Raw genomic sequence first — 20,971 nt, 5'->3', positions numbered from 1 at the left:
TAGCTAATCTATTGTACGATTAAAGTCAGGTGTTGACGATAAAATTAAAAACAGCCGTGGGATATAACGAGATGCACGGCTGTTTTTAATAGACTTTTAGGGTTTTCAAACTGAGAATTTTTAATTAGATGGACGCTAGTTTTTGATCGATTTTTTTCAGGACAATTTCGGTATTTTTAGCATCACTTAAATCATATTTTTGTAGATTAAGCATCATTTTTGGACCAAGATCATATTCTTGATACCATGTTTGGTAAGCTAACCACATTTTGTAATAATATTTTTCTAATTCGGGATTTCCCTCAAACTGTTCATAGTCCCGCCCGCGTTTTTTGATACGGGCAAGAATAGTAGGAAAATCTGTTGCTGCATAAACTAGTAAGTCGGGATGCTTTTTTGGTAACTCGTTCAATTCTGACATCATGTTGTCGAGCAGTTTGAGATAAACGCTTAACTCAATGTCAGAAATATTGCCAGCTGCATTATTTTCACGAGTAAAAAGTGCATCTTCATAAATTGAACGGTCTAAGACATTATTATCATCGTTGAGCGCTTGTTTTATCATAGCAAAACGCTTGTTTAAAAAATATATTTGTAATAAAAATCCATATTGTTGTGGATTTTGATAGTACAATGGAAGCACCGGATTATCACCAACGGGCTCAAAAAAAGGTTTGGTTCCTAAGTGGTTTGCGATTAGACTAGTTAGTGTAGTTTTACCGACACCGATCATTCCTGCTGTAATTATCACCATAATAGCTCCTTTTTACTGATGATCTTAGTATAGCATGCTCTATTTTTGGCGGTAAATAGCTGTGAAATAAAGTTTACTAATATGATATTCTAGGAGTGATTAGTTTTGATCAAGATAGTGGTTGCACAAGTATTACAGAAATCTAATAGTTTTTTGCTATTTGGTCTTAGTAACAATGTCATTGGATTTTTTTCTGGTAAAAGCTGGAAGTTACTAATGCTACTTGTCATGATTGCAGTAGTAATTCGAATGGTTTTAACTCCGATAGTGATGCTGATTTTTCAAAAGCTGGATAAGCAGCGCTCCGATGACGTAGCCAATAAAAAGCAGGGGGAACAGGATGAAAAATAGATCACTACTCTGGCAGTATATAATGAGAACCCTGATTTTAGTAGTTTTAATTACAATGGTTTTATTTGTTTCTTCGCCAGTCATCTATCTAGCAAACCATTCGACTAGTATGGCAATACAAATTGTCACTGGAATTGTTTACATAGCCGGATTTTTGATTGCGATTGCGATAGCTTGGCAAGCTTATCAGTCAGTCTGGAAGCAGTCCACGCACCGCCTAACAATCACAGACGTTGGGTTAGTGATAAAAACTTGGATTTTATTTTATGTAATTGAAGTTTTGATGCAGATTTTAAATGAATTGGTTTTTCATCAAGTCGGAACTAAAAATGACCAAGCAATTTCTCATTTGTTACGATCAAATCCGACAGTTCTCTTGTTATTGAGTTTCTCCGTGATTTTTTTGTCTCCGGTTTTAGAAGAACTGGTGTTTCGGGGGTATTTAATTCGCGGTGTTTTTGATAGATTTCCAAAGTGGCTCTCATTAGTTGCCAGTGGCTTGATTTTTTCTAGCGGACATTTAAGTTCTAATATTATTAGTTTTTTTATCTATGCTTTTTTGGGAATGTTATTAGCTTATGTATATTTTAAATCTGAAAAGATCGAAGTAGCAATTATGGTTCATTTTCTAAATAATCTGTTGGCAACGATCCTAATGATTATCTCCTTATACAAAGTGAAAGGATGATTTGGAATGGATATTAGTGAATTTAACTACTATAACAATTTAAAAAATCGACTTGCAAAGGTTGCTTTAGAAATAAAAATCACAGAGCAAGAATATTTGCAAAATATGAAAAATCTCCCGCAGTTACTCAATGACAATGATGTAGCAACGGTTTCTGATCTAGCTCTGGTATATCATCAGGGGAACGATGATCAAGTTGCCGAGGAAATTAAGATGGCACTCGAACATCATGATCGCAACTACCTCTTGAAACACGTAACGTGGTTTTCGGATCCAACCGCAACAAACCTTGCTGCATTGACATCAGAGCAAAAACAGGTTGAAGCGGAGTTAGCTGATGCAGTTTCTTTTTACAAATCATTTGTGCTACCCATCATTCAGAAAATGAAAAAGAACCGCCTTATTCGGATTGATGAGATTAAATCAGACGGTGGTAGCTGTGATACAATCATAAAAATCGATTATTTTTCAACGATTGATGATTTTCGTGAAGACTTTCAGGGAGCTGATTTTGTCACTAGTGTGATTGAAGATTTGTTAGAACGCCATGCATCATTGCATATTCTAATCACTAATAATCAAAACCCGAACCCGTATGATGTAACCGTTACCCCAAAAACAGATGTCAGATAGGAGAAGACCATGGTTGATAAGCGAGACTATAAATATCCGGATACCCAAGCGTATAATTTTGTGATAAAAACTTTAAATGACAACGGGGTCACTGTTCGGGATATTGCCCAAGTGACCTATAATTTACAAAAATCCTATATAAAAATTCCAAGCATGGAGTATGTCGATAAGATCGTAATCGATGTTTTGCACAAACGTGAAGTTTTAAATAATGCGATGGTGGGTTTAGAAATTGACCGCTTAGCAACGCAACATAAATTAGAAGAGCCATTACAGAGTATTGTTGAACATGATTTGGGTGTTTTCGGAGTCGATGAAACCCTTGCGCTCGGCATAGCAAACATTTATGGCACCATCGGAATTACAAATTATTGTGGTCTAGATACAAATAAGCAGGGAATCGTAAAAAAGCTTGATCAAGCGCAAGATCGAGTAACTACTTTTATTGATGATTTGGTTGGTTCGGTGGCTGGAGCCGCCTCGGCTAAAATCGCTCACGAAAATTCATAGTTGCTTAATCAATCTGATCACGGTATAGACCGACCACTTTTCCAAGGATGGTACATTCAGTTAGGATGATGGGTGTCATGCTGTCATTTTCTGGTTGGAGTCGAAAATGGTCGCTTTCTTTATAAAACCGCTTACACGTAGCTTCACCTTCATCATTCATAGCAATTACAATCTCACCATTTTCTGCATTGGGAGTTCGCTCTACAATGACTTGGTCGCCGTCTAGGATGCCAACATTGATCATGCTTTCGCCGCTGATGGTAAGCATAAAGAGATCTTGATGCAGGTGTTTTAAGCTGTCGGGGATGGGAAAGTAGTCAGTCGCCTCTTGAACGGCCAAAATCGGGTTTCCGGCTGCAACGGTTCCAAGTAACGGAATTTTTGTAGCTGTAGTCGGTTGTTCGACTCCTAAAACATCAATCCCGCTCGGAGTAATTTCAATTGCTCGAGGTTTGGTGGGATTTTTAGTTAAAAGCCCTTTTTTTTGCAAACGAGCCAAATGACCGTGCACTGTTGAGGCAGAAGATAAGCCGACGCCGGCTCCAATTTCGCGAACGGTTGGTGGATAACCCTGTTTTTTTACCTCGTCATAGATAAATTGTAAAATTTGAATTTGTTTTGAATTAGATGACATGTGACACCTCAATGTTTTTTGGTATGTTAATAGTAGCATAATTGACCATGATTGCAAACGTTTGTTCGTGCTTGAGCATTGTCTTTTTGGGATCTTTCATGCTATGATAGGAATATATTTTAAAAGGGGAGTGTCGTGATGGCTGAGGACGAAGAACTAAAAAAAATCATCCCAAGAATTAATGAGTTAGCTCATAAAGCAAAATCCGAAGGTTTAACCACTGCAGAAACAGCAGAGCAAGAAAAATTGCGCCGTCAGTATTTAGAACGATTCAAGTCCAACTTTAGAAATCAGGTTGAGCTTACTCGTGTTTTTGATAAAAATGGAAATGAAATCACTTCGGAAAAAGTAAAGGAAGTTCAAAGAAATAAAGATTTACGTGACAACTAGGGAAGGGGAACTCGATAATGTCGACTTTCATTTGGATTTTATTAATTATTTTGGCAGCCGTTGCTGGAGCGGCTGTTGGCTTCTTTGCAGCCCGCAAGTACATGGAAAAGTATTTAAAGGATAATCCGCCAATCAACGAAGAACAGTTGCGAGCAATGATGTTACAGATGGGACAAAAGCCCTCCAAGAAAAAACTAAATCAAATGATGATTGCCATGAAGCGTAACGCGAAGGCATAACAAAAAAACAACCAACTCAATTATCTAGTTAATTGAGTTGGTTGTTTTTTAATGGGGCATTTTACTAACATCCTTATACACGTAATTTGGATTGATTTCATTGTCTAATTCTTTAAAAGCAGCGGTCATTTGGGTTTCAATCTTTTGCTGAGCCGCTTCGTTTAGTTTCAGCCCCTTTTCAATATAAATGGGGTTACCAAAGTTAATGAAAGCCTTATTTCTGCAAAAAGCTGCTTTCAAGGTCAGAGGCCCCTGATAAACGACTGGAATCATAGGCACTCCAGCAGCCTGGGCGATGAATGCAGCACCGCCCTTAAGTTTGCTGGAGTGACGGGTGCCAGAGGGGAACATCATTACGGATAAATCAGTTTTTCGTAAAGTTTTGATTGGTTTTTTAACCACCGAAATCCCTGGATTATCACGATCAACGGGCTCAACATGACATTTTTTCAGACACCAAGCAAAAATACGGTTTTTAAACAATTCTTTTTTAGCGAGAAAGTAAAATTGTTTGGGGAGAAGATTTACGGTGAAGAACAGCATATCAAACCAGGTGCGGTGGGGAGCAATTAACACATAGTTTCCTTGGGGAATTCGGTCTTTGTTAGTAACTTTAGTTTTTCCATTCAGAATCCAAATGATAAATTTAATGAGTGAGAATATAATCGAGTAAAACAAGCTTCTCATCCTTTCTTTTGAGAGGTACAATTGGCATTATATCATCTTTACGGGTTTAGAAATTGAAAGGATTTTTTGATGGATCACATTCAATTATTTCCTGGCGAACGAATTGATCAATTATACAGTCAGAAAATAAAAATTATTCAAAGTTCAGCTGTTTTTTCGTTTTCACTTGATGCCGTTCTTTTAGCTGATTTTGCCCAGGTACGCACTAGTTCAAAGGCTCAAATTGTTGATCTCTGTGCAGGAAATGGGGCAGTGGGGTTGTTTGTAAGTCAAAAGACACATGCTAAAATTACCGAAATCGAAATTCAGCCCGAGCTCTGTGATATGGCTAGGAGAAGTGTCACATTAAATCGTTTAGAAGAACAGATTACGGTTTGTCAAGCAGATCTCAGCGATAGTTTACAATTTTTTACTAAAGAATCCGTTGATAATGTATTGGTAAATCCCCCTTATTTTCCAGTAGCTGCCACTAGCCTAAAAAATCCAAACCAGCATTTGGCGCTAGCACGACACGAGATTGCTACCAATTTAGCCACGGTGGTGGCGATGAGCAGTAAGTTACTGAAAACCGGTGGTACGCTTTTTTTAGTGCATCGGCCAGAGCGACTAACCGAAATTTTAGCAACTTTAGTCCACGAGCGCTTGGTTCCAAAACAAATGCAATTGATCTATCCTCGTATGGGGCAAGCGGCCAATTTAGTATTAATCTCAGCAAAAAAAGACGGCAGACCTGGCGGGTTGAAAATTAAATCCCCAATTGTAACCTATGAAGGAGACAAGTATAGTCCATACTTGCAGCGGTTGTTGTATGCCAAATAAGAAATATTTTATGTATGTATTACTTTGTGGTGATGGCTCATTTTATGGCGGATTTACCACCGATGTTTTGCGACGCTTGCATCAGCATCAGCAGTGCTGTGGTGCTAAATATACCAAGAGCCGACAACCGGTTAGTCTATTGTATAGCTGTCAATTTGCAACTAAGCATGAAGCTTTACAAGCAGAATATCAGTTTAAGCATCAGAGTAGACGCAGTAAGGAAAAGTTTTTGCGGGATCACCAAATTCATTGGTAGTTTAAAGCAGTTACTGAACTTGCCACTTGTATTTTTAATCAAGTGTTTGTATAATTGGTATCGGTATTAATTTACTAATACGCACTCAGACGGTTTTATTCAATAGTGCTCAATGAGTTTTGAATATAAGTCTGGGGAGGTCTAACTATATTTTGGAGGTTTTATTATGGCTGTAGTATCAATGAAACAGTTGTTGGAAGCAGGGGTTCATTTTGGACACCAAACTCGTCGTTGGAATCCTAAGATGGCGAAATATATTTTTACCGAACGAAACGGGATTTACATCATTGATTTACAAAAGACGGTTAAGTTGCTTGGAGTCGCCTATGATTTCTTGAAAAAAGAAGCTGCAGATGATGCCGTTGTATTGTTTGTTGGAACTAAGAAGCAGGCACAGGACTCGATTGAAGAGGAAGCTAAGCGAGCTGGTTCTTTCTATGTTAATCATCGATGGTTAGGTGGAACTTTAACTAACTGGGATACGATCCAAAAACGAATTAAGTATTTAAAGCAGTTAAAGAAGATGGCCACTGATGGAACCTTTGATCGGTTGCCCAAAAAAGAAGCTTCCTTATTAGCAAAACAAACAGAAAAATTGGAACGCTTTCTTGGTGGTATCGAAGATATGCCTAAGCTTCCTGATGTGATGTTTATTGCTGATCCACACAAGGAACAGATTGCTTTGAAAGAAGCGCAAAAATTAAATATCCCTGTGATTGCAATGGTTGATACTAACACTGATCCTGATGGAATTGATTATGTGATTCCTTCTAATGACGATGCGATTCGAGCTATTCGACTGATTACTGCTACGATGGCAGATGCGATTATCGAAGGTCGTCAGGGTGAAGATGAAGTTAGTGAAGAAAGCTTTGAAAAAGCTGATTCAACTAGTGAATCTGAAGATAAATAAGCAGTTAATGGCTGACTTTGCTGAGACCAATGCGGCCTAGCAAGTTGGCTTTTTTAATCGATATATATATATATATAAAGGAGAGTTAGTTATGGCAAATATTACAGCAAAACAAGTTAAAGAATTACGTGACAAAACTAGTGCCGGCATGATGGATGCTAAAAAAGCACTGGTGGAGGCAGATGGTGATCAACAAAAAGCAATTGATATCTTACGTGAAAAGGGAGTTGCCAAAGCACAAAAAAAGAGTGGGAACACTGCTGCTGACGGATTAACTCGGGTTGCTATCCACGATGACCGCGCTGCAATTGTAGAAGTAAACTCCGAGACGGATTTTGTGGCTGCAAACGATGATTTTAAAGATTTAATTGATGCAATTACTGATCAAATTGCGTTAGAGCAACCGGCTAATTTAGAGGCTGCTAATGAGCTTCACCTTGAAGATGGGAAAGTTCAAGATGAAATTATTCACACTAGTCAAATTACAAATGAAAAGATCACTTTACGTCGGTTTGAAACAATGACAAAGACTAGCGATCAAAGTTTTGGAGCTTACCTCCACAATGGTGGACAAATTGGTGTGTTGGTTAAATTAGACGGAGCTAATTCTACGATTGCTAAGGATGTAGCAATGCATGTGGCTGCGGAAAACCCAGAATTTTTAACGAAAGATGACATCTCCAAAGAACGCCTTGAGCACGAAACCGAAGTTTTGAAAAAAGAGGCTCTGTCAGAAGGGAAACCTGCTAACATTGTTGAAAAAATGGTTGTTGGTCGTTTGAACAAGTTTTTGGCAGGGATTTGCCTGGCAGACCAACCATTTGTAAAAGATCCTGATCAAACCGTTGGCGAATATGTGAAAGCAAATGGTGGTAAATTAGCCGGCTTTGTTCGTTACCAGGTTGGTGAAGGAATTGAATCGGCTTCAGAAGCTGAAGACGAATAATTATGAGAGTTGGCGGGTTCGCCGACTCTTTTTTTGTGGCTAGAATGCATGCTGTTGTTCTAAAAATATTTATGCTAAAATTAAACCATCATGGAATATTTCAGGGGGAAAATTTTAATGTCTGAGTTAAAATATAAACGAATCATTTTAAAGCTAAGCGGGGAAGCGCTGGCTGGAGAAAAGGGATTTGGGATTAATCCTCCGGTAATTAAAAAAATTGCTAAAGAGATTCACGATGTTTATAACCAAGGAATTCAGATTGCAATTGTCGTTGGTGGTGGCAACATGTGGCGTGGCGAAGCTGGTGCTGAAATGGGCATGGAGCGTTCCCAAGCTGATTATATTGGGATGCTATCAACAATTATGAACGGTTTGGCATTACAAGATAACCTCGAATCTGAGGGAGTTCCAACAAGATTACAGACTTCAATTGAAATGCGACAGATTGCAGAACCATACATTCGGCGAAAAGCAATTCGTCATCTTGAAAAGGGACGAATTGTTATTTTTTCTGGTGGAACTGGAAACCCTTATTTTTCAACAGATACAACCGCAGTTTTGCGGGCGGCTGAAATCGACGCCGATGCAATTCTGATGGCAAAAAATGGAGTTGATGGCATCTATTCGGCTGATCCCAAAACCGATGCTTCGGCTATTAAGTATGATAAATTAACTCAACTTGATATTTTGAATAAAGGCTTGCAGGTAATGGATTCAACGGCAAGTTCCCTATCGATGGACAATAACATTCCATTGGTAGTTTTCAATTTAAACGAGCCGGGGAATATTAAACGAGTTGTTCATGGTCAAAATATTGGAACAATTGTGGAGGGGAAATAATTTATGGCAGGACAGCAACAGTTAGTTAAAGATGCACAAGATAAAATGAAAAAGAGTAATTCAGTATTAGCAACCGATTTAAGTCAGATGCGAACGGGACGAGCTAATGCCAACGTATTAAAACCGGTTCGCGTTGATTATTACGGTGCTAGTACGCCACTAAATCAAGTCGCATCGATTTCAATTCCGGAAGCACGGATCATCATGGTGACACCTTATGATAAGAATTCATTAGGAGACATTGAACGTGGGATTTTGGAAGCTGACTTGGGATTAAATCCGATGAATGATGGTGACAACATTCGAATTGAGATTCCCCAGTTAACTGAGGAACGGCGTCAAGAAATCGCTAAAAAAGCTAAGGCAGTTGGAGAACAGACCAAAGTAGCAATTCGTAACATTCGACGTGATAGTATGGATTTAGTTAAAAGACAAAATAAAAGTGATGAACTTAACGATGATGAGGCTCATGATTTAGAAAACCAGATTCAAACGGCAACGAATGATGCCATTAAAAAAGTTGATGAGATTGTAAAAGATAAGCAACAGTCAATCATGACTGATTAGCTTGGGATTGAAACTATGAACGAACAACCGCAAGAAATTTTGCCTGGAACGCCTGCTTTCGATAGGATGGTTTTTCGGTTAAAGAAAACACCAACTGCAGATAATATTGCAGTGTTTGATTTTTCTAGTCAGCGGCTAGTCCGATTGGAGCCGCAAGTGTATACAATGCCAGCTTGCCTGACCCATCAATTGCAGATCTTTTTTTTGGTTACTAAAACTGTTCCTGGTGATTGGGTAATGGCCTTCTCGCGGGCGACTATGGATGATCAAAATCAGGTGACTAATCTGTCAGCAGCACTACCAACGGGACAAGGCTTAAATCTGATTAGTGAGAACAACCCAGCAATAGCTAATCAGTTGCTACGGTATTTTCAAACATTAGCGGATGCAAATTATGGCGAATGGAAATTAATTGGTTAAAGGGTGAGATTTCTCATCCTTTATTTATGCTAATGATGGAGTAAATCATGGATCATGAATTAGATGAACACCGACTTCCAGCTCACGTTGCAATTATTATGGACGGAAATGGTCGCTGGGCACAGCAACGTCATTTGCCAAGAATTGCTGGACATAAACGGGGAATGAACGTCATTGAAGAAATTACAACAACTGCTAGTGATTTGGGAATCAAAGTTCTAACTGTCTATGCTTTTTCAACGGAAAATTGGAAAAGACCAGCGAAAGAAATAAAGTACATTATGAGTTTGCCAACGATTTTTTTTAAAAATTTTGTTCCTAAATTGATTAAAAACAACATCAAGGTAACAACAATCGGTGATGAATCAGCGCTACCACCAGCAACTCAAGCAGCAGTAACAGCTGCTAAGGAAGATACGAGTGAAAACACCGGGATGATTTTAAACTTTGCGATTAATTACGGCAGTCGTGATGAATTAGTTGAAGTAATGCAGAGGTTAGGTAGTTTTGTTCAGCAAGGAAAGTTACGTCCCGATCAGATTACAGCAGCAACCATTGCTTCCCAATTAGAAACAGCTCAATTTGGTGAAGCTGCTGATCCAGATGTAATTATTCGAACAAGTGGTGAGCAACGCTTGTCTAATTTTTTGTTATGGCAAGCTGCTTATAGTGAACTCGTATTCACGAATACGCTTTGGCCGGATTTCACCTCGGCAGATTTTATGGATTGCTTACTAGAGTTTCAAAACCGACATCGGCGCTTTGGTGGCGTAAAAAACAAATAGGAGAAGACCAATCATGAAGCAACGGACTATAACGGCAGTAATCGCTTTATTAATTTTTATTCCCATCATTATTTTAGGCGGAGTGTGGGTTAGCAGTGCGGCAGTCGGATTGGGCTTGCTAGCAATGGCAGAGATTTTCATCATGAAGAAGAAACTACTAATTTCTCCAGAGGCGTTAATTACGTTTGTTGGAGTGACTGCGATTATTATTCCCAAGGCTTTTTTAGGGTTTCTCCCCGCCGCATGGTCACCCTCCTTTTCATTTTATGTAGTAGTGATGTTATTATTACTAACAACGGTTTTTTCCAAAAATAAGTTTAACTTTGATGATGCCGGGGTATATACGTTAGCAATGCTATACATTGGAATGGGTTTTAATTATTTCATTACGGCTCGCCAGGAGGGACTGACAACCCTTTTGTATGCTTTGCTAATTGTTTGGTGTACGGACACAGGAGCTTACATGGTTGGAAAGTACTTTGGTAAGCATAAATTAGCTAAGCATATCTCTCCTAATAAAACTTGGGAAGGTTCCATCGGTGGAACAATTTTGGCTACGCTGATTGTTAGTATTTTTACCATAGTTTTTCCAATTGGAAATTTAACACTACTTCCTATGATTGCGACTACCATTTTATTATCTATTGGTGGTCAACTGGGTGATTTGGTTGAATCAGCGCTTAAACGTTACTATGGAGTTAAAGATTCCGGCAAAATCTTACCAGGTCATGGTGGGATTTTAGATCGTTTTGATAGTCTGTTATTTGTATTACCACTGCTACATTTATTTGGAATTATCTAGTTGAAAGGTATGTGAGGTTGTGTTAACTACCATTATCAGTTTTATTATTGTGTTTGGAATTTTGGTCTTTGTCCATGAGTTTGGTCATTTTATCGTTGCAAAACGAGCTGGCTTAATGGTGCGAGAGTTTTCAATTGGAATGGGGCCAAAACTGTTCTTTTATCACTATCATCAAACAACTTATACGTTGCGCCTTCTTCCGATCGGTGGGTACGTCTTATTAGCTGGCAATGATGACGATGAAGTTAATCAAATTAAGCCAGGGACAGATGTTCGGCTCCAACTAAATCAGGCGGGTATTGTAACTAAAATTGATTTGAGTCGCAATCAACAATTACTACAGGGAATTCCATTTCAGGTTGCCAAGGCCGATTTAGTTAATACCCTTGAGATTAGTGGATATGAAAATGGAGCTGAAGAAATAAAAAAGCAGTATCAAGTTGACCATGATGCGTTAATAGTTCAACCAAACGGAATCGCACTGCAGATTGCTCCCGTTGATGTCCAATTTCAAAATGCTCCGGTTTGGAAAAAGCTACTGGTTAACCTAGCTGGAATTGTTAATAATATTTTGTTGGCAATTGTTGCTTTTACAGTACTGGCTTTCTTGCAAGGTGGAGTTAGCAAAAATACCAATCAAATCCAGATTAGTAATGTAAAGCCCGCCATTGCAAAACAGGCTGGTTTACAAAATGGGGATCGCATAACAACAGTTAATGGACAGAAAACAGCTAATTTTACTGATCTTAGCCAGGCAATTAGCAAATTACCTGGAAAACGAGCTAAATTAACTGTCAAACGTGGCCAACAAGAGAAAGATGTAGTAGTAAAATTAGGTTCCAAAAAAGTTCAAAAACAACGAGTTGGCTATTTAGGGATTACCGCTGCAGTCGACCATAGCTTACGAGCAAAATTTCTAGCTGGATTTTCACGAACCTGGATGACAGCCAAACAGCTTTTTGGGGCACTGTGGTATATGGTTAGCGGTCATTTTTCACTAAATGATCTGGGTGGTCCGGTGGCGATTTTTGCCACCACCTCACAGGCAACTTCATATGGAATGGTTGGCGTTATTTCATTTTTAGCTTGGCTGTCAATTAACTTGGCGATCGTTAATCTGATTCCGATCCCCGCGCTTGATGGGGGCAAAATTCTTTTAAATGTCATTGAAATGTTACGTGGCAAGCCACTTTCAGAACGGTTTGAAACGTTGCTTACAATTGGGGGCTTCGTCTTTTTGATTGGGCTGATGCTCTTGGTAACGTGGAACGATATTATGCGGTATTTTATCCGTTAAATTAGAAGTGAGGAAAACTATGCGACAATCAAAAATATTAATTCCAACACAAAAGCAGGACCCAGCGGGAGCCGAAGCATTGAGTCATAAGTTGTTGTTGCGGGCAGGCTTTATTCGGCAAATCTCAGCGGGAAACTATGCGTACTTGCCACTAGCTTACCGGGTTTTAGCTCGAATTAAGACCATTATTAGAGAAGAGCTAGATCGCACGGATGCAACGGAAATGTTATTACCGACAATGATTCCAGCTGAATTTTGGAAAAAATCTGGTAGATATGCTGCTTACGGGCCCGAACTCTTTCGATTAAAGAATCGCCATGATACCGATTTTATTTTGGGACCAACGCATGAAGAAACAGTTACGGAACTGATTAAAGCAACAGTTAGTTCTTACAAAAAATTACCTTTAAATATTTATCAGATTCAATCTAAATATCGAGATGAGGATCGTCCTCGATATGGGTTACTCCGCAGTCGAGAATTTATGATGCTTGATTCTTACTCTTTTGCTGCTTCAGATGAAGACTTGGATCAGACCTATCGCGCTATGCGACAGGCTTTCACTAAAATTTTTGATCGAATCGGGTTAGACTATCAAAGCATTATTGGAGATAGCGGTAGCATGGGTGGCTCTGATTCAATGGAGTTTTCTGCACCAGCTGCTGTTGGTGAAGATACAATTGTGTACTCTGACAATAGTGAATATGCCGCTAATCTTGAAATGGCGACAAACTTAGTAATGAACAAAAAATCCCATGCTGAGCCCCAATCGCTTCAGGTGGTAGCAACTGCTAACTGTAAAAATGTAGCAGATGTTGCAGCGCTTTTAGAGGTTTCAACTGACCAAATTATCAAAAGTCTTTTGTATGATGTTGATGGGCAACTGGTCTTGGTTTTATTACGTGGATCACAAACAGTAAATGAAAATAAGCTGCAAAACTTTTTTAATGCCGATCGCCTTCAACTAGCAGATGCAATTGAAACAAAGGGGCAAGTGTTGCAAGATGGAACGCTTGCACTTCCTTCCAAAATGGTTGTCGTCGCTGATGAATACGTTCATGGGATGGTAAATGGTGTAATTGGGGCCCCAGCAATGGCAGTGATTGTTAACAGTCAGGGCGCTAAGTTGCCAAATGTAGACCTGACAACGGATCCTATTGGTAAACACTACACTGGTTTTAATCCCAGTCGTGATTTTCCTGACTTACAATATGGCGATTTTCGCATGGTTAATGAGGGGGATATTTCTCCTGATGGAAGCGGAGTATTGCATTTTACCAAGGGAATTGAGGTTGGACACATTTTTAAATTGGGTACTAGATATTCTACTAGTTTGGATGCTACGATCTTAGATGAAAATGGTCGTCAGCAGCCGGTTATTATGGGCTGTTATGGAATTGGCGTAAGCCGACTGCTATCAGCAGTTACTGAGCAACAAGCTGATGAAAACGGTCTAATTTGGCCACGGAGTATTGCTCCGTTTGATGTCCATGTGCTTCCAATTAACATTAAGGATGAGAAACAAAGAACTTTAGCTGAGCAAATTACCACTAATCTTGAAAATGATGGTTTGGAAGTACTTTTAGACGATCGGAAAGAACGCGCAGGAGTTAAATTTGCTGATGCAGATTTGATTGGAATCCCAATTCGGATAACTCTCGGCAAAAAAGTTGCAGAAGATATTGTTGAGGTTAAGATTCGTAAAACTGGTGAAACCATTGAGACGCGAGTTGATGATTTGAAAAATACAATTGATATTTTAGCTAAAAACATTTAAATGGCTAAGCCAGTTTTTACTGGCTTTTTTGCTTGCGAGGGAAGGAGAACGTTGTGCCTTTAGATCAAACTGAGACATTTAATAAACTACTTGATCAGTTGCAAATTCCAACTGAACAACGGTCAGTTTTCCAAGGTGGGAAGATTGAAGGGGTTATCGTCCACGAGAAATCGAAGTGTTGGGAATTTAATTTTTATTTCCCCGAAATTTTACCGTTTTCAGACTTTAACAATTTGGTTATGCAGTTAGAAACGGTTTTTACGCCGATTGCTCGAGTAGATTTTACTATCAAAACTACGCAATCCCAATTGGATGACCGTAAGCTCGGTGATTATTGGGATTGGGTGGTAACTCATGCTGACTTGCAGTCCAGCTTTGTTCAGGAGCTTTGTGATAAAAATGTCCCAAAATTAGATAACGATCACCGCGTAACTTTTTTAGCAGTCAATGAGATGGTTCAGCGTTTCTTAACTGAAAAGGGACTCGGTTCCATTGAACGTACCTATCAAAAAGTCGGTTTTCCTAAATTTAACATCCATACAATGGTTGATGACAGTGCCTCTCAAAAACAACTGGAGAATTTACAGACGCAAAAAAAGGCACGAGATGAGAAACTTGCTGCGCAAGCCCAGCAGGCAATGAATCAAACTACGGTTCAAAAAGAGGCCCACCAGCGGGGAAAAACAGCAGTAATTGGCAGAAAAATTGCTGACGGAAGTGAAACGACGCAGCTAGAACAAATTACTGATGAAGAACGGTCAGTAATAATTAATGGGTACGTTTTTGATCGTGAAGTCCGAAAGCTACGTTCTGGTCGTAAGCTACTCATCCTAAAGTTAACCGATTATTCATCGTCAATAACGGTTAAGAAATTTTCAAAGGATGACGAGGAAGCCCTTCAGTTTGATCAGCTACAAGTGGGGGACTGGTTGAAAATTCGAGGAACAATTCAAGAGGATAACTATGCACATGAGCTTGTTATGAATGCTTATGATATTAACCCAGTTGTTCATGAAAATCGTCAAGACCAAGCCGAACCCGCACAAAAACGGGTGGAGCTTCATCTGCACTCGAATATGAGTCAGATGGATGCGACCAATTCGATTACTGATTTTGTTAAGCAGGCGCATACCTGGGGACAACCAGCGCTTGCGATCACTGACCATGATAATGTTCAGGCATTTCCCGATGCTTTTCGTGCTGCAGAAAAATATCAAGTAAAGATGTTATACGGAATGGAAGCAAATGTAGTTGATGATGGTGAACCGATTGCTTACAATGATGCGCACCGATCATTAAAGGATGCAACTTATGTAATTTTTGACACTGAAACAACGGGATTATCGGCTGTTTATGATCGGGTAATTGAATTGTCAGCAGTTAAGATGCAAGGAAATCAGGTCATTGAAAAATTCGAAGAATTTATTGATCCCAAGTTTCATTTGTCAGAACAGACAACCAATTTGACATCGATCACTGACGAAATGGTGGCAGGTTCTAAAAGTGAGGCTGAGGTTTTTCGGCTTTTTCGGGAGTTTTGTGGTGACGCTATTATCGTTGGTCACAACGTTACGTTTGACATTGGATTTATGGATACTGGTTATCGTCGGCATGACATGGAAGAAATCAAAAATCCAATCATTGATACGCTCACACTCTCCCGCTTTTTATATCCTGATTTTAAAAGTTATCGATTAAATACACTAGCCAAAAAATTTGATGTAGCCTTGGAACATCATCACCGCGCGATTTATGATGCTGAAACGACGGGAAAATTAAATTATTTATTTTTAAAAGATGCTGAATCCGAATATCATATTGAGTTTCATGATCAATTAAATGAACATATGACAGAAAATGATGCTTATAAGCACGCTCGCCCCTTTCACGCCATTTTATTAGCGCAGACGCAAGCTGGATTAAAAAATCTGTTTAAGTTAGTTTCGCTTGCCCACATCAAATATTTTTACCGAGTTCCTAGAATCCCACGGAGTGTTTTAACAGAATATCGTGATGGAATTTTAGTGGGTTCTGCTTGCTCAAGTAATGAAGTTTTCACCGCCATGATGCAAAAAGGGGAAGCAGCAGCGTTAGCCAAAGCTGATTTTTATGATTATTTAGAGATTCAACCACCAGCTTCTTATCAACCATTACTTGATCAAAAATTGATAAGTGATCGGGGAAAGTTACAAGAAATCTTAAAGAAAATGGTTTCGGTCGCCCATAAAGTCCAAGTTCCAATTGTGGCAACGGGAGATGCGCATTATTTAGAACCACATGATGCCATTTATCGTAAGATTTTAATTAATTCTCAGGGTGGAGCTAATCCACTAAATCGAACGGAATTACCAGATCTCCATTTTCGGACAACGGATGAAATGTTACATGATTTTAGCTTTTTGGGAGAAGCAACTGCTAAACAGTTGGTTGTTACTAATCCTCAAAGCATTGTTGATCTAGTTGATGAAATCCACCCTTTGAAGGATAAACTATATACTCCCAAGATGGAGGGGGCGGAAACAGAAATCAAGGAGCGGAGCCTTGATCGTGCACACCAATTGTATGGTGATCATCTCCCTGAGATTGTCCAGCAACGACTTGATCGGGAACTTAAAAGTATTATCGGTAATGGATTTTCCGTGATTTACTTAATTTCTCAACGTTTGGTAGCTAAGAGTAATAAGGATGGTTACTTAGTTGGATCTCGAGGTTCGGTTGGGTCAAGTCTTGTTGCCACAATGACCGGGATTACGGAAGTTAACCCGCTTCCCCCGCACTATCGTTGTCCGCATTGTCATTACTCAAAGTTTTTTACAAAGGGTGAATATAGTTCTGGATTTGATTTACCAGCTGCCCAGTGTCCGGAGTGTAAAACAACCATGATTGGTGATGGTCATAATATTCCCTTTGAAACCTTTTTAGGTTTTAAAGGGAATAAAGTTCCTGATATTGATTTGAATTTTTCCGGTGATTATCAGGCAATTGCCCATAACTATACGAAGGTACTCTTCGGTGAAAATAATGTTTTCCGAGCAGGAACGATTGGAACGGTTGCTGATAAAACCGCCTATGGGTATGTGAAGGCTTATGAACGAGATACCGGGAAAAACTTTCGCAATGCTGAGATTGATCGGTTAGCAAAGGGAGCTACTGGAGTTAAACGAACTACTGGTCAACATCCAGCTGGGATCATTGTTGTTCCTGATTATATGGATATCTATGATTTCACTCCTATTCAATATCCAGCTGAAGACCAGCATGCTGCGTGGAAAACAACTCATTTTGATTTTCATTCAATTCATGATAATATTCTGAAGCTTGATATTTTAGGGCATGATGATCCGACCATGATTCGGATGCTTCAAGACTTATCTGGGATTGACCCCTATTCGATTCCTATGAATGATTCAGGAGTTATGTCATTGTTTAGTAGTCCTAAAATTCTCGGTGTTACGAGTGAAGCCATTTCCTCAAAAACGGGAACTTTAGGGATCCCAGAGTTTGGGACGCGCTTTGTTCGAGGGATGTTAGAAGCCACCCATCCACAGAACTTTTCCGATTTACTACAAATTTCTGGACTCTCGCATGGAACTGATGTTTGGTTAGGAAATGCTGAAGAATTAATTAAGGAAGGCATTGCTACCATTTCAGATGTGATTGGTTGCCGTGATAACATCATGACTGATTTGATTAATTGGGGAGTCGATACGGAAACTTCCTTTCAAGTTATGGAACAGGTGCGGCATGGTCGTGGAATCGATGATGAGAAGCAAGCGGTACTGAAACAAGCGAAGGTTCCAGACTGGTATATTGATTCGTGTCTTAAGATCAAATATATGTTTCCTAGAGCACATGCTACGGCGTATGTATTAATGGCGCTGCGAGTGGCTTATTTTAAAGTCTATTTCCCATTAGTATATTATGCAGCTTATTTTTCAGTTCGTGCTGATGATTTTGATGTGGTTGCAATGGCTCGTGGAACTAACGCTGTTCAGGATTTAATCCAACAGATTGAAGCTAAAGGATCAGAGGCCTCAACTAAGGAAAAAAACTTGTTGACGGTCATGCAGTTAGCTAATGAAATGTTAGCTCGTGGGTATCAATTTGAAATGGTTGATTTGGAGCGTTCAGATGCGGCGCAGTGGCTGATGGATGGTGACCGCTTGTTGGCTCCATTTAGTGCTATTCCTGGATTAGGGCTAAACGTTGCAAAACAGATCGTGGCAGCTCGTGCCGATAAACCGTTTATTTCTAAAGAAGACCTAGCTAAGCGAGGTGGGGTATCTAAGACCATCATTGAGTTTATGCGGCAACATCAGGTTTTGAACGACTTGCCCGATGAAAATCAACTTAGTCTCTTTGATCTATAGTGATTGTCATGACATGCAATTCGTGATACTATTAGAGTACGATTAATCAACTCTCTTGGAGTGAGCAGCGATGCTCACTCTTTTTATTGAAAGCATTTTGGAGGAAAATAGTTGAGTGAAGCAAACGAAATTATTAAGCAAGTTGCGGCAGTGGTGACGCCCATCCTGCAGGCTCATCAGTTTTATTTAGATCGGATTGAATTTGTTAAAGAAGCTGGAAACTGGTATCTAAGAGTTTTTATCGATAAGGATGAGGGGATTACTCTTGATGACTGTGTGTTAGTCAGCGATCAACTGGGGACTCGTTTGGACGAACTAGTACCAGATCCGTTTGTGGATCCCTATTTTTTGGAGGTTTCGTCCCCAGGGGCAGAACGCCCGTTATTAAACGAAACGGATTATCAGCATGCCCTCCATCGATTTATCCACGTTAGTTTGTACCAAAAATTGGAGCAGCAGAAGGAGTTTGAAGGAACGCTAATGGAGCTTGACGCAGACGAGCTTACTTTGTCGGTTAAGCAAAAAGGAGTTAGGCAAACGGTGGTAATTCCACGTCAACTGGTTGCCAAAGCTCGTCTAGCAATTGACTTTAGTCAGGAGGAATCACGATGAGTAAAGAATTAGTAAGTGCCCTTGATGATCTCGAACGAGAAAAAGGGATCAAAAAGGATGTGGTGATTGAAGCCCTAGAAGCAGCACTGGTTTCAGCTTATAAACGCAATTATGATCAAGCTCAAAATGTATCGGTAGTTTTTGATGAAGCCAAGGGAAACATGAATGTTTATGCAGTGAAAAAAGTGGTCTCTGATGTTAGTGATCCACGACTCGAGGTTAGTTTGGACGATGCGTTGAAAATTAATCGTGGCTATGAACTTGGAGATGAGATCAAATTCCAAGTCACGCCCAAAAATTTTGGGCGCATTGCTGCGCAGACCGCCAAACAGGTCATTATGCAAAGGGTGCGAGAAGCCGAACGGGCAACTGTTTATAATAAATACAGCAAATATCAAGATGAATTGGTAACTGCTGAAGTTGAACGGCAAGACAATCGGTTTGTATACTTGACCTTAGATGGGGTGGAAGCCGTCATGGCAGCTAAAGATCAAATGCCAAATGAACATTATCGTCCCCAAGATAAGCTTAAAGTTTATGTAACCAACGTCGATGATGCAGCTAAGGGTCCTCAAGTTTTTGTTAGCCGCACGGCCCCAGGGATGTTAAAGCGATTATTTGAACAAGAAGTTCCAGAAGTTTATGATGGGACGGTGGAGATTGTCTCAGTTGCACGAGAAGCAGGCGATCGTTCTAAAGTAGCGGTTCGGTCTAACCAGCCAAATATTGATCCAGTTGGAACGACTGTCGGTCCGCGCGGACAACGGGTGCAAGACATTTTGAATGAATTAGATGGAGAAAACATTGATATTGTTCAGTGGAATGATGACCCAGCTGAATTCATTGCAAACGCACTCAATCCCGCCGATGTTATTGATGTAATTTTCAAAGACGGTCAGGACAAAGCTTGCACAATTGTAGTGCCAGACGACCAGCTATCATTAGCTATTGGTAAACGTGGGCAAAATGCCCGATTAGCTGCTCGATTGACTGGATACCGGATTGATATCAAATCGGAATCTGAAATGAATGATTCTGAAGAGGAAGCACCGGAAGCAACAGAATAGGTAAAGGGGGTCGACTGATATGAAAAAAAGAAAGATTCCCATGCGAAAAGATGTGCTTTCGCAGGAAATGTTTCCCAAACGACAGTTAATTCGAATTGTGCGTGATCAGCAGCACCAAGTGACTCTCGACCCTACGGGGAAAAAATCAGGACGCGGGGCCTATGTTCGCATTGATGTAGCTGCGGTAAAAGAAGCTTATCAACAGCGCACTCTCGATCAGGTTTTTGAGATCCCACTTTCTGATCAGTTTTATGAGGAATTAATTGCTTACGTCGATCATTTGCAAGCACGTCAGGAATTAATTAAAAATGAAAAACTATGATAAAGTAGTAAATTTATTGGGAATTGCTCGTCGAGCTGGTAAAATAATCTCAGGTGAAGAAATTGTGTTAGCGGGAATTAAAAACGGTTCAGTGGCATTTTTGTTTTTAGCCAGTGATGCTGGTCTTGCTACCGCAAAAAAAATCCAAAATAAGTGTCAGTATTATCAGATTCCTAGCTGTACAGCGTTGTCAAAAGCAGCTTTAAGTACGGCGATAGGACAACAACGAACGATTGTAGCAGTTACAGATCAAGGGTTTGCGAGGAAAATAAATGAACTGATTAAAGAATAA

Annotated in this window: 25 protein-coding genes; 22 read left to right on the top strand and 3 right to left on the bottom strand. The window is 39.7% G+C overall.

Annotated elements, in window-relative coordinates:
* Positions 1–124 precede the first annotated feature (124 nt).
* Positions 125–754 (bottom strand): deoxynucleoside kinase, encoded by a 630-nt coding sequence (locus B808_RS01030; RefSeq protein WP_009167264.1) that lies wholly within the window; start codon positions 752–754, stop codon positions 125–127.
* A gap of 105 nt (positions 755–859) precedes the next feature.
* On the opposite strand from B808_RS01030, the gene B808_RS01025 reads away from it, so the two are divergent.
* Genes B808_RS01025 through B808_RS01010 form a run of 4 tightly spaced genes read left to right on the top strand, consistent with a single transcriptional unit; the run spans position 860 to position 2,936 of the window.
* On the top strand, positions 860–1,105 hold the full coding sequence (locus tag B808_RS01025; protein WP_035421397.1) for a hypothetical protein: 246 nt from the start codon (positions 860–862) through the stop codon (positions 1,103–1,105).
* Positions 1,095–1,793, top strand: coding sequence for a CPBP family intramembrane glutamic endopeptidase (locus tag B808_RS01020; protein WP_035421395.1), 699 nt, complete (start codon positions 1,095–1,097; stop codon positions 1,791–1,793). The genes B808_RS01025 and B808_RS01020 overlap by 11 nt, the downstream gene beginning before the upstream one ends.
* 6 nt (positions 1,794–1,799) lie before the next feature.
* The gene (locus tag B808_RS01015; RefSeq protein ID WP_035421393.1) at positions 1,800–2,426 is read left to right on the top strand and encodes a hypothetical protein; all 627 of its coding nucleotides are present in this window, start codon (positions 1,800–1,802) and stop codon (positions 2,424–2,426) included.
* Between the two features lie 9 nt (positions 2,427–2,435).
* A complete protein-coding gene (locus B808_RS01010; RefSeq protein ID WP_009167260.1) occupies positions 2,436–2,936 on the top strand; it encodes a phosphatidylglycerophosphatase A family protein in 501 nt (166 codons plus the stop codon).
* 4 nt (positions 2,937–2,940) lie between these two features.
* Here the strand turns inward: B808_RS01010 and lexA are convergent, their stop codons facing one another.
* Complete coding sequence (gene lexA, locus B808_RS01005; RefSeq protein WP_035421392.1) at positions 2,941–3,570, bottom strand: transcriptional repressor LexA; 630 nt, start codon at positions 3,568–3,570, stop codon at positions 2,941–2,943.
* A 138-nt stretch (positions 3,571–3,708) separates the two neighbouring features.
* Between lexA and B808_RS01000 the strand changes: the two genes are divergently transcribed.
* Entirely contained in the window at positions 3,709–3,960 is a 252-nt protein-coding gene (locus tag B808_RS01000) for a DUF896 domain-containing protein (RefSeq protein ID WP_009167258.1), read from the top strand.
* A 17-nt stretch (positions 3,961–3,977) separates the two neighbouring features.
* On the top strand, positions 3,978–4,199 hold the full coding sequence (locus B808_RS00995; RefSeq protein ID WP_009167257.1) for a YneF family protein: 222 nt from the start codon (positions 3,978–3,980) through the stop codon (positions 4,197–4,199).
* Positions 4,200–4,247: 48 nt separating this feature from the next.
* Here B808_RS00995 and B808_RS00990 read toward each other — a convergent pair whose 3' ends face one another.
* Positions 4,248–4,877, bottom strand: coding sequence for a lysophospholipid acyltransferase family protein (locus B808_RS00990; protein ID WP_035421388.1), 630 nt, complete (start codon positions 4,875–4,877; stop codon positions 4,248–4,250).
* Positions 4,878–4,955: 78 nt separating this feature from the next.
* Between B808_RS00990 and B808_RS00985 the strand changes: the two genes are divergently transcribed.
* The 16 genes from B808_RS00985 (at position 4,956) to B808_RS00910 (ending at position 20,971) form a co-directional block, all read left to right on the top strand.
* A complete protein-coding gene (locus B808_RS00985) occupies positions 4,956–5,705 on the top strand; it encodes a tRNA1(Val) (adenine(37)-N6)-methyltransferase (protein ID WP_009167255.1) in 750 nt (249 codons plus the stop codon).
* Entirely contained in the window at positions 5,695–5,961 is a 267-nt protein-coding gene (locus B808_RS00980) for a GIY-YIG nuclease family protein (RefSeq protein WP_035421385.1), read from the top strand. Before B808_RS00985 ends, B808_RS00980 begins: the two co-directional genes overlap by 11 nt.
* Positions 5,962–6,127: 166 nt before the next feature.
* Positions 6,128–6,874 (top strand): 30S ribosomal protein S2, encoded by a 747-nt coding sequence (gene rpsB, locus B808_RS00975; RefSeq protein ID WP_009167253.1) that lies wholly within the window; start codon positions 6,128–6,130, stop codon positions 6,872–6,874.
* A 91-nt stretch (positions 6,875–6,965) separates the two neighbouring features.
* A complete protein-coding gene (gene tsf, locus B808_RS00970) occupies positions 6,966–7,820 on the top strand; it encodes a translation elongation factor Ts (RefSeq protein WP_009167252.1) in 855 nt (284 codons plus the stop codon).
* Positions 7,821–7,937: 117 nt separating this feature from the next.
* On the top strand, positions 7,938–8,660 hold the full coding sequence (gene pyrH, locus B808_RS00965) for a UMP kinase (protein WP_009167251.1): 723 nt from the start codon (positions 7,938–7,940) through the stop codon (positions 8,658–8,660).
* Between the two features lie 3 nt (positions 8,661–8,663).
* Complete coding sequence (gene frr, locus B808_RS00960; protein WP_009167250.1) at positions 8,664–9,227, top strand: ribosome recycling factor; 564 nt, start codon at positions 8,664–8,666, stop codon at positions 9,225–9,227.
* A gap of 15 nt (positions 9,228–9,242) precedes the next feature.
* On the top strand, positions 9,243–9,647 hold the full coding sequence (locus B808_RS00955) for a hypothetical protein (protein WP_035421383.1): 405 nt from the start codon (positions 9,243–9,245) through the stop codon (positions 9,645–9,647).
* 47 nt (positions 9,648–9,694) lie between these two features.
* Positions 9,695–10,432 carry an isoprenyl transferase gene (locus B808_RS00950; protein ID WP_035421380.1) on the top strand — a complete coding sequence of 246 codons (738 nt, stop codon included), beginning with the start codon at positions 9,695–9,697 and terminating at the stop codon, positions 10,430–10,432.
* A 13-nt stretch (positions 10,433–10,445) separates the two neighbouring features.
* A complete protein-coding gene (locus B808_RS00945; RefSeq protein WP_035421379.1) occupies positions 10,446–11,234 on the top strand; it encodes a phosphatidate cytidylyltransferase in 789 nt (262 codons plus the stop codon).
* Between the two features lie 19 nt (positions 11,235–11,253).
* Positions 11,254–12,531, top strand: coding sequence for an RIP metalloprotease RseP (gene rseP, locus B808_RS00940; protein ID WP_009167248.1), 1,278 nt, complete (start codon positions 11,254–11,256; stop codon positions 12,529–12,531).
* A gap of 19 nt (positions 12,532–12,550) precedes the next feature.
* Positions 12,551–14,308, top strand: coding sequence for a proline--tRNA ligase (locus B808_RS00935; protein ID WP_009167247.1), 1,758 nt, complete (start codon positions 12,551–12,553; stop codon positions 14,306–14,308).
* Positions 14,309–14,361: 53 nt separating this feature from the next.
* Positions 14,362–18,678, top strand: coding sequence for a PolC-type DNA polymerase III (locus tag B808_RS00930; RefSeq protein WP_035421378.1), 4,317 nt, complete (start codon positions 14,362–14,364; stop codon positions 18,676–18,678).
* A 111-nt stretch (positions 18,679–18,789) separates the two neighbouring features.
* A complete protein-coding gene (gene rimP / locus B808_RS00925; protein ID WP_009167245.1) occupies positions 18,790–19,290 on the top strand; it encodes a ribosome maturation factor RimP in 501 nt (166 codons plus the stop codon).
* Positions 19,287–20,357, top strand: a complete 1,071-nt coding sequence (gene nusA, locus B808_RS00920; protein ID WP_051393774.1) for a transcription termination factor NusA — start codon at positions 19,287–19,289, stop codon at positions 20,355–20,357. Before rimP ends, nusA begins: the two co-directional genes overlap by 4 nt.
* 19 nt (positions 20,358–20,376) lie before the next feature.
* Positions 20,377–20,679, top strand: a complete 303-nt coding sequence (rnpM, locus tag B808_RS00915) for an RNase P modulator RnpM (RefSeq protein WP_035421377.1) — start codon at positions 20,377–20,379, stop codon at positions 20,677–20,679.
* Positions 20,666–20,971, top strand: a complete 306-nt coding sequence (locus B808_RS00910) for a YlxQ-related RNA-binding protein (protein WP_009167244.1) — start codon at positions 20,666–20,668, stop codon at positions 20,969–20,971. The genes rnpM and B808_RS00910 overlap by 14 nt, the downstream gene beginning before the upstream one ends.

The sequence above is a fragment of the Fructilactobacillus florum 8D genome (assembly GCF_000512295.1).
GTDB lineage: Bacteria > Bacillota > Bacilli > Lactobacillales > Lactobacillaceae > Fructilactobacillus > Fructilactobacillus florum.
This window is presented reverse-complemented; position numbering and strand designations above follow the sequence as displayed.

Excerpts from the sequence above, each read along its gene's own strand:
- B808_RS01030 (WP_009167264.1), bottom strand. The coding sequence starts at position 754 with ATGGTGATAATTACAGCAGGAATGATCGGTGTCGGTAAAACTACACTA.
- B808_RS01020 (WP_035421395.1), top strand. The coding sequence starts at position 1,095 with ATGAAAAATAGATCACTACTCTGGCAGTATATAATGAGAACCCTGATT.
- B808_RS01015 (WP_035421393.1), top strand. The coding sequence starts at position 1,800 with ATGGATATTAGTGAATTTAACTACTATAACAATTTAAAAAATCGACTT.
- B808_RS01010 (WP_009167260.1), top strand. The coding sequence starts at position 2,436 with ATGGTTGATAAGCGAGACTATAAATATCCGGATACCCAAGCGTATAAT.
- lexA (WP_035421392.1), bottom strand. The coding sequence starts at position 3,570 with ATGTCATCTAATTCAAAACAAATTCAAATTTTACAATTTATCTATGAC.
- B808_RS01000 (WP_009167258.1), top strand. The coding sequence starts at position 3,709 with ATGGCTGAGGACGAAGAACTAAAAAAAATCATCCCAAGAATTAATGAG.
- B808_RS00995 (WP_009167257.1), top strand. The coding sequence starts at position 3,978 with ATGTCGACTTTCATTTGGATTTTATTAATTATTTTGGCAGCCGTTGCT.
- B808_RS00985 (WP_009167255.1), top strand. The coding sequence starts at position 4,956 with ATGGATCACATTCAATTATTTCCTGGCGAACGAATTGATCAATTATAC.
- B808_RS00980 (WP_035421385.1), top strand. The coding sequence starts at position 5,695 with ATGCCAAATAAGAAATATTTTATGTATGTATTACTTTGTGGTGATGGC.
- rpsB (WP_009167253.1), top strand. The coding sequence starts at position 6,128 with ATGGCTGTAGTATCAATGAAACAGTTGTTGGAAGCAGGGGTTCATTTT.
- tsf (WP_009167252.1), top strand. The coding sequence starts at position 6,966 with ATGGCAAATATTACAGCAAAACAAGTTAAAGAATTACGTGACAAAACT.
- pyrH (WP_009167251.1), top strand. The coding sequence starts at position 7,938 with ATGTCTGAGTTAAAATATAAACGAATCATTTTAAAGCTAAGCGGGGAA.
- frr (WP_009167250.1), top strand. The coding sequence starts at position 8,664 with ATGGCAGGACAGCAACAGTTAGTTAAAGATGCACAAGATAAAATGAAA.
- B808_RS00955 (WP_035421383.1), top strand. The coding sequence starts at position 9,243 with ATGAACGAACAACCGCAAGAAATTTTGCCTGGAACGCCTGCTTTCGAT.
- B808_RS00950 (WP_035421380.1), top strand. The coding sequence starts at position 9,695 with ATGGATCATGAATTAGATGAACACCGACTTCCAGCTCACGTTGCAATT.
- B808_RS00945 (WP_035421379.1), top strand. The coding sequence starts at position 10,446 with ATGAAGCAACGGACTATAACGGCAGTAATCGCTTTATTAATTTTTATT.
- B808_RS00935 (WP_009167247.1), top strand. The coding sequence starts at position 12,551 with ATGCGACAATCAAAAATATTAATTCCAACACAAAAGCAGGACCCAGCG.
- nusA (WP_051393774.1), top strand. The coding sequence starts at position 19,287 with ATGAGTAAAGAATTAGTAAGTGCCCTTGATGATCTCGAACGAGAAAAA.
- rnpM (WP_035421377.1), top strand. The coding sequence starts at position 20,377 with ATGAAAAAAAGAAAGATTCCCATGCGAAAAGATGTGCTTTCGCAGGAA.
- B808_RS00910 (WP_009167244.1), top strand. The coding sequence starts at position 20,666 with ATGAAAAACTATGATAAAGTAGTAAATTTATTGGGAATTGCTCGTCGA.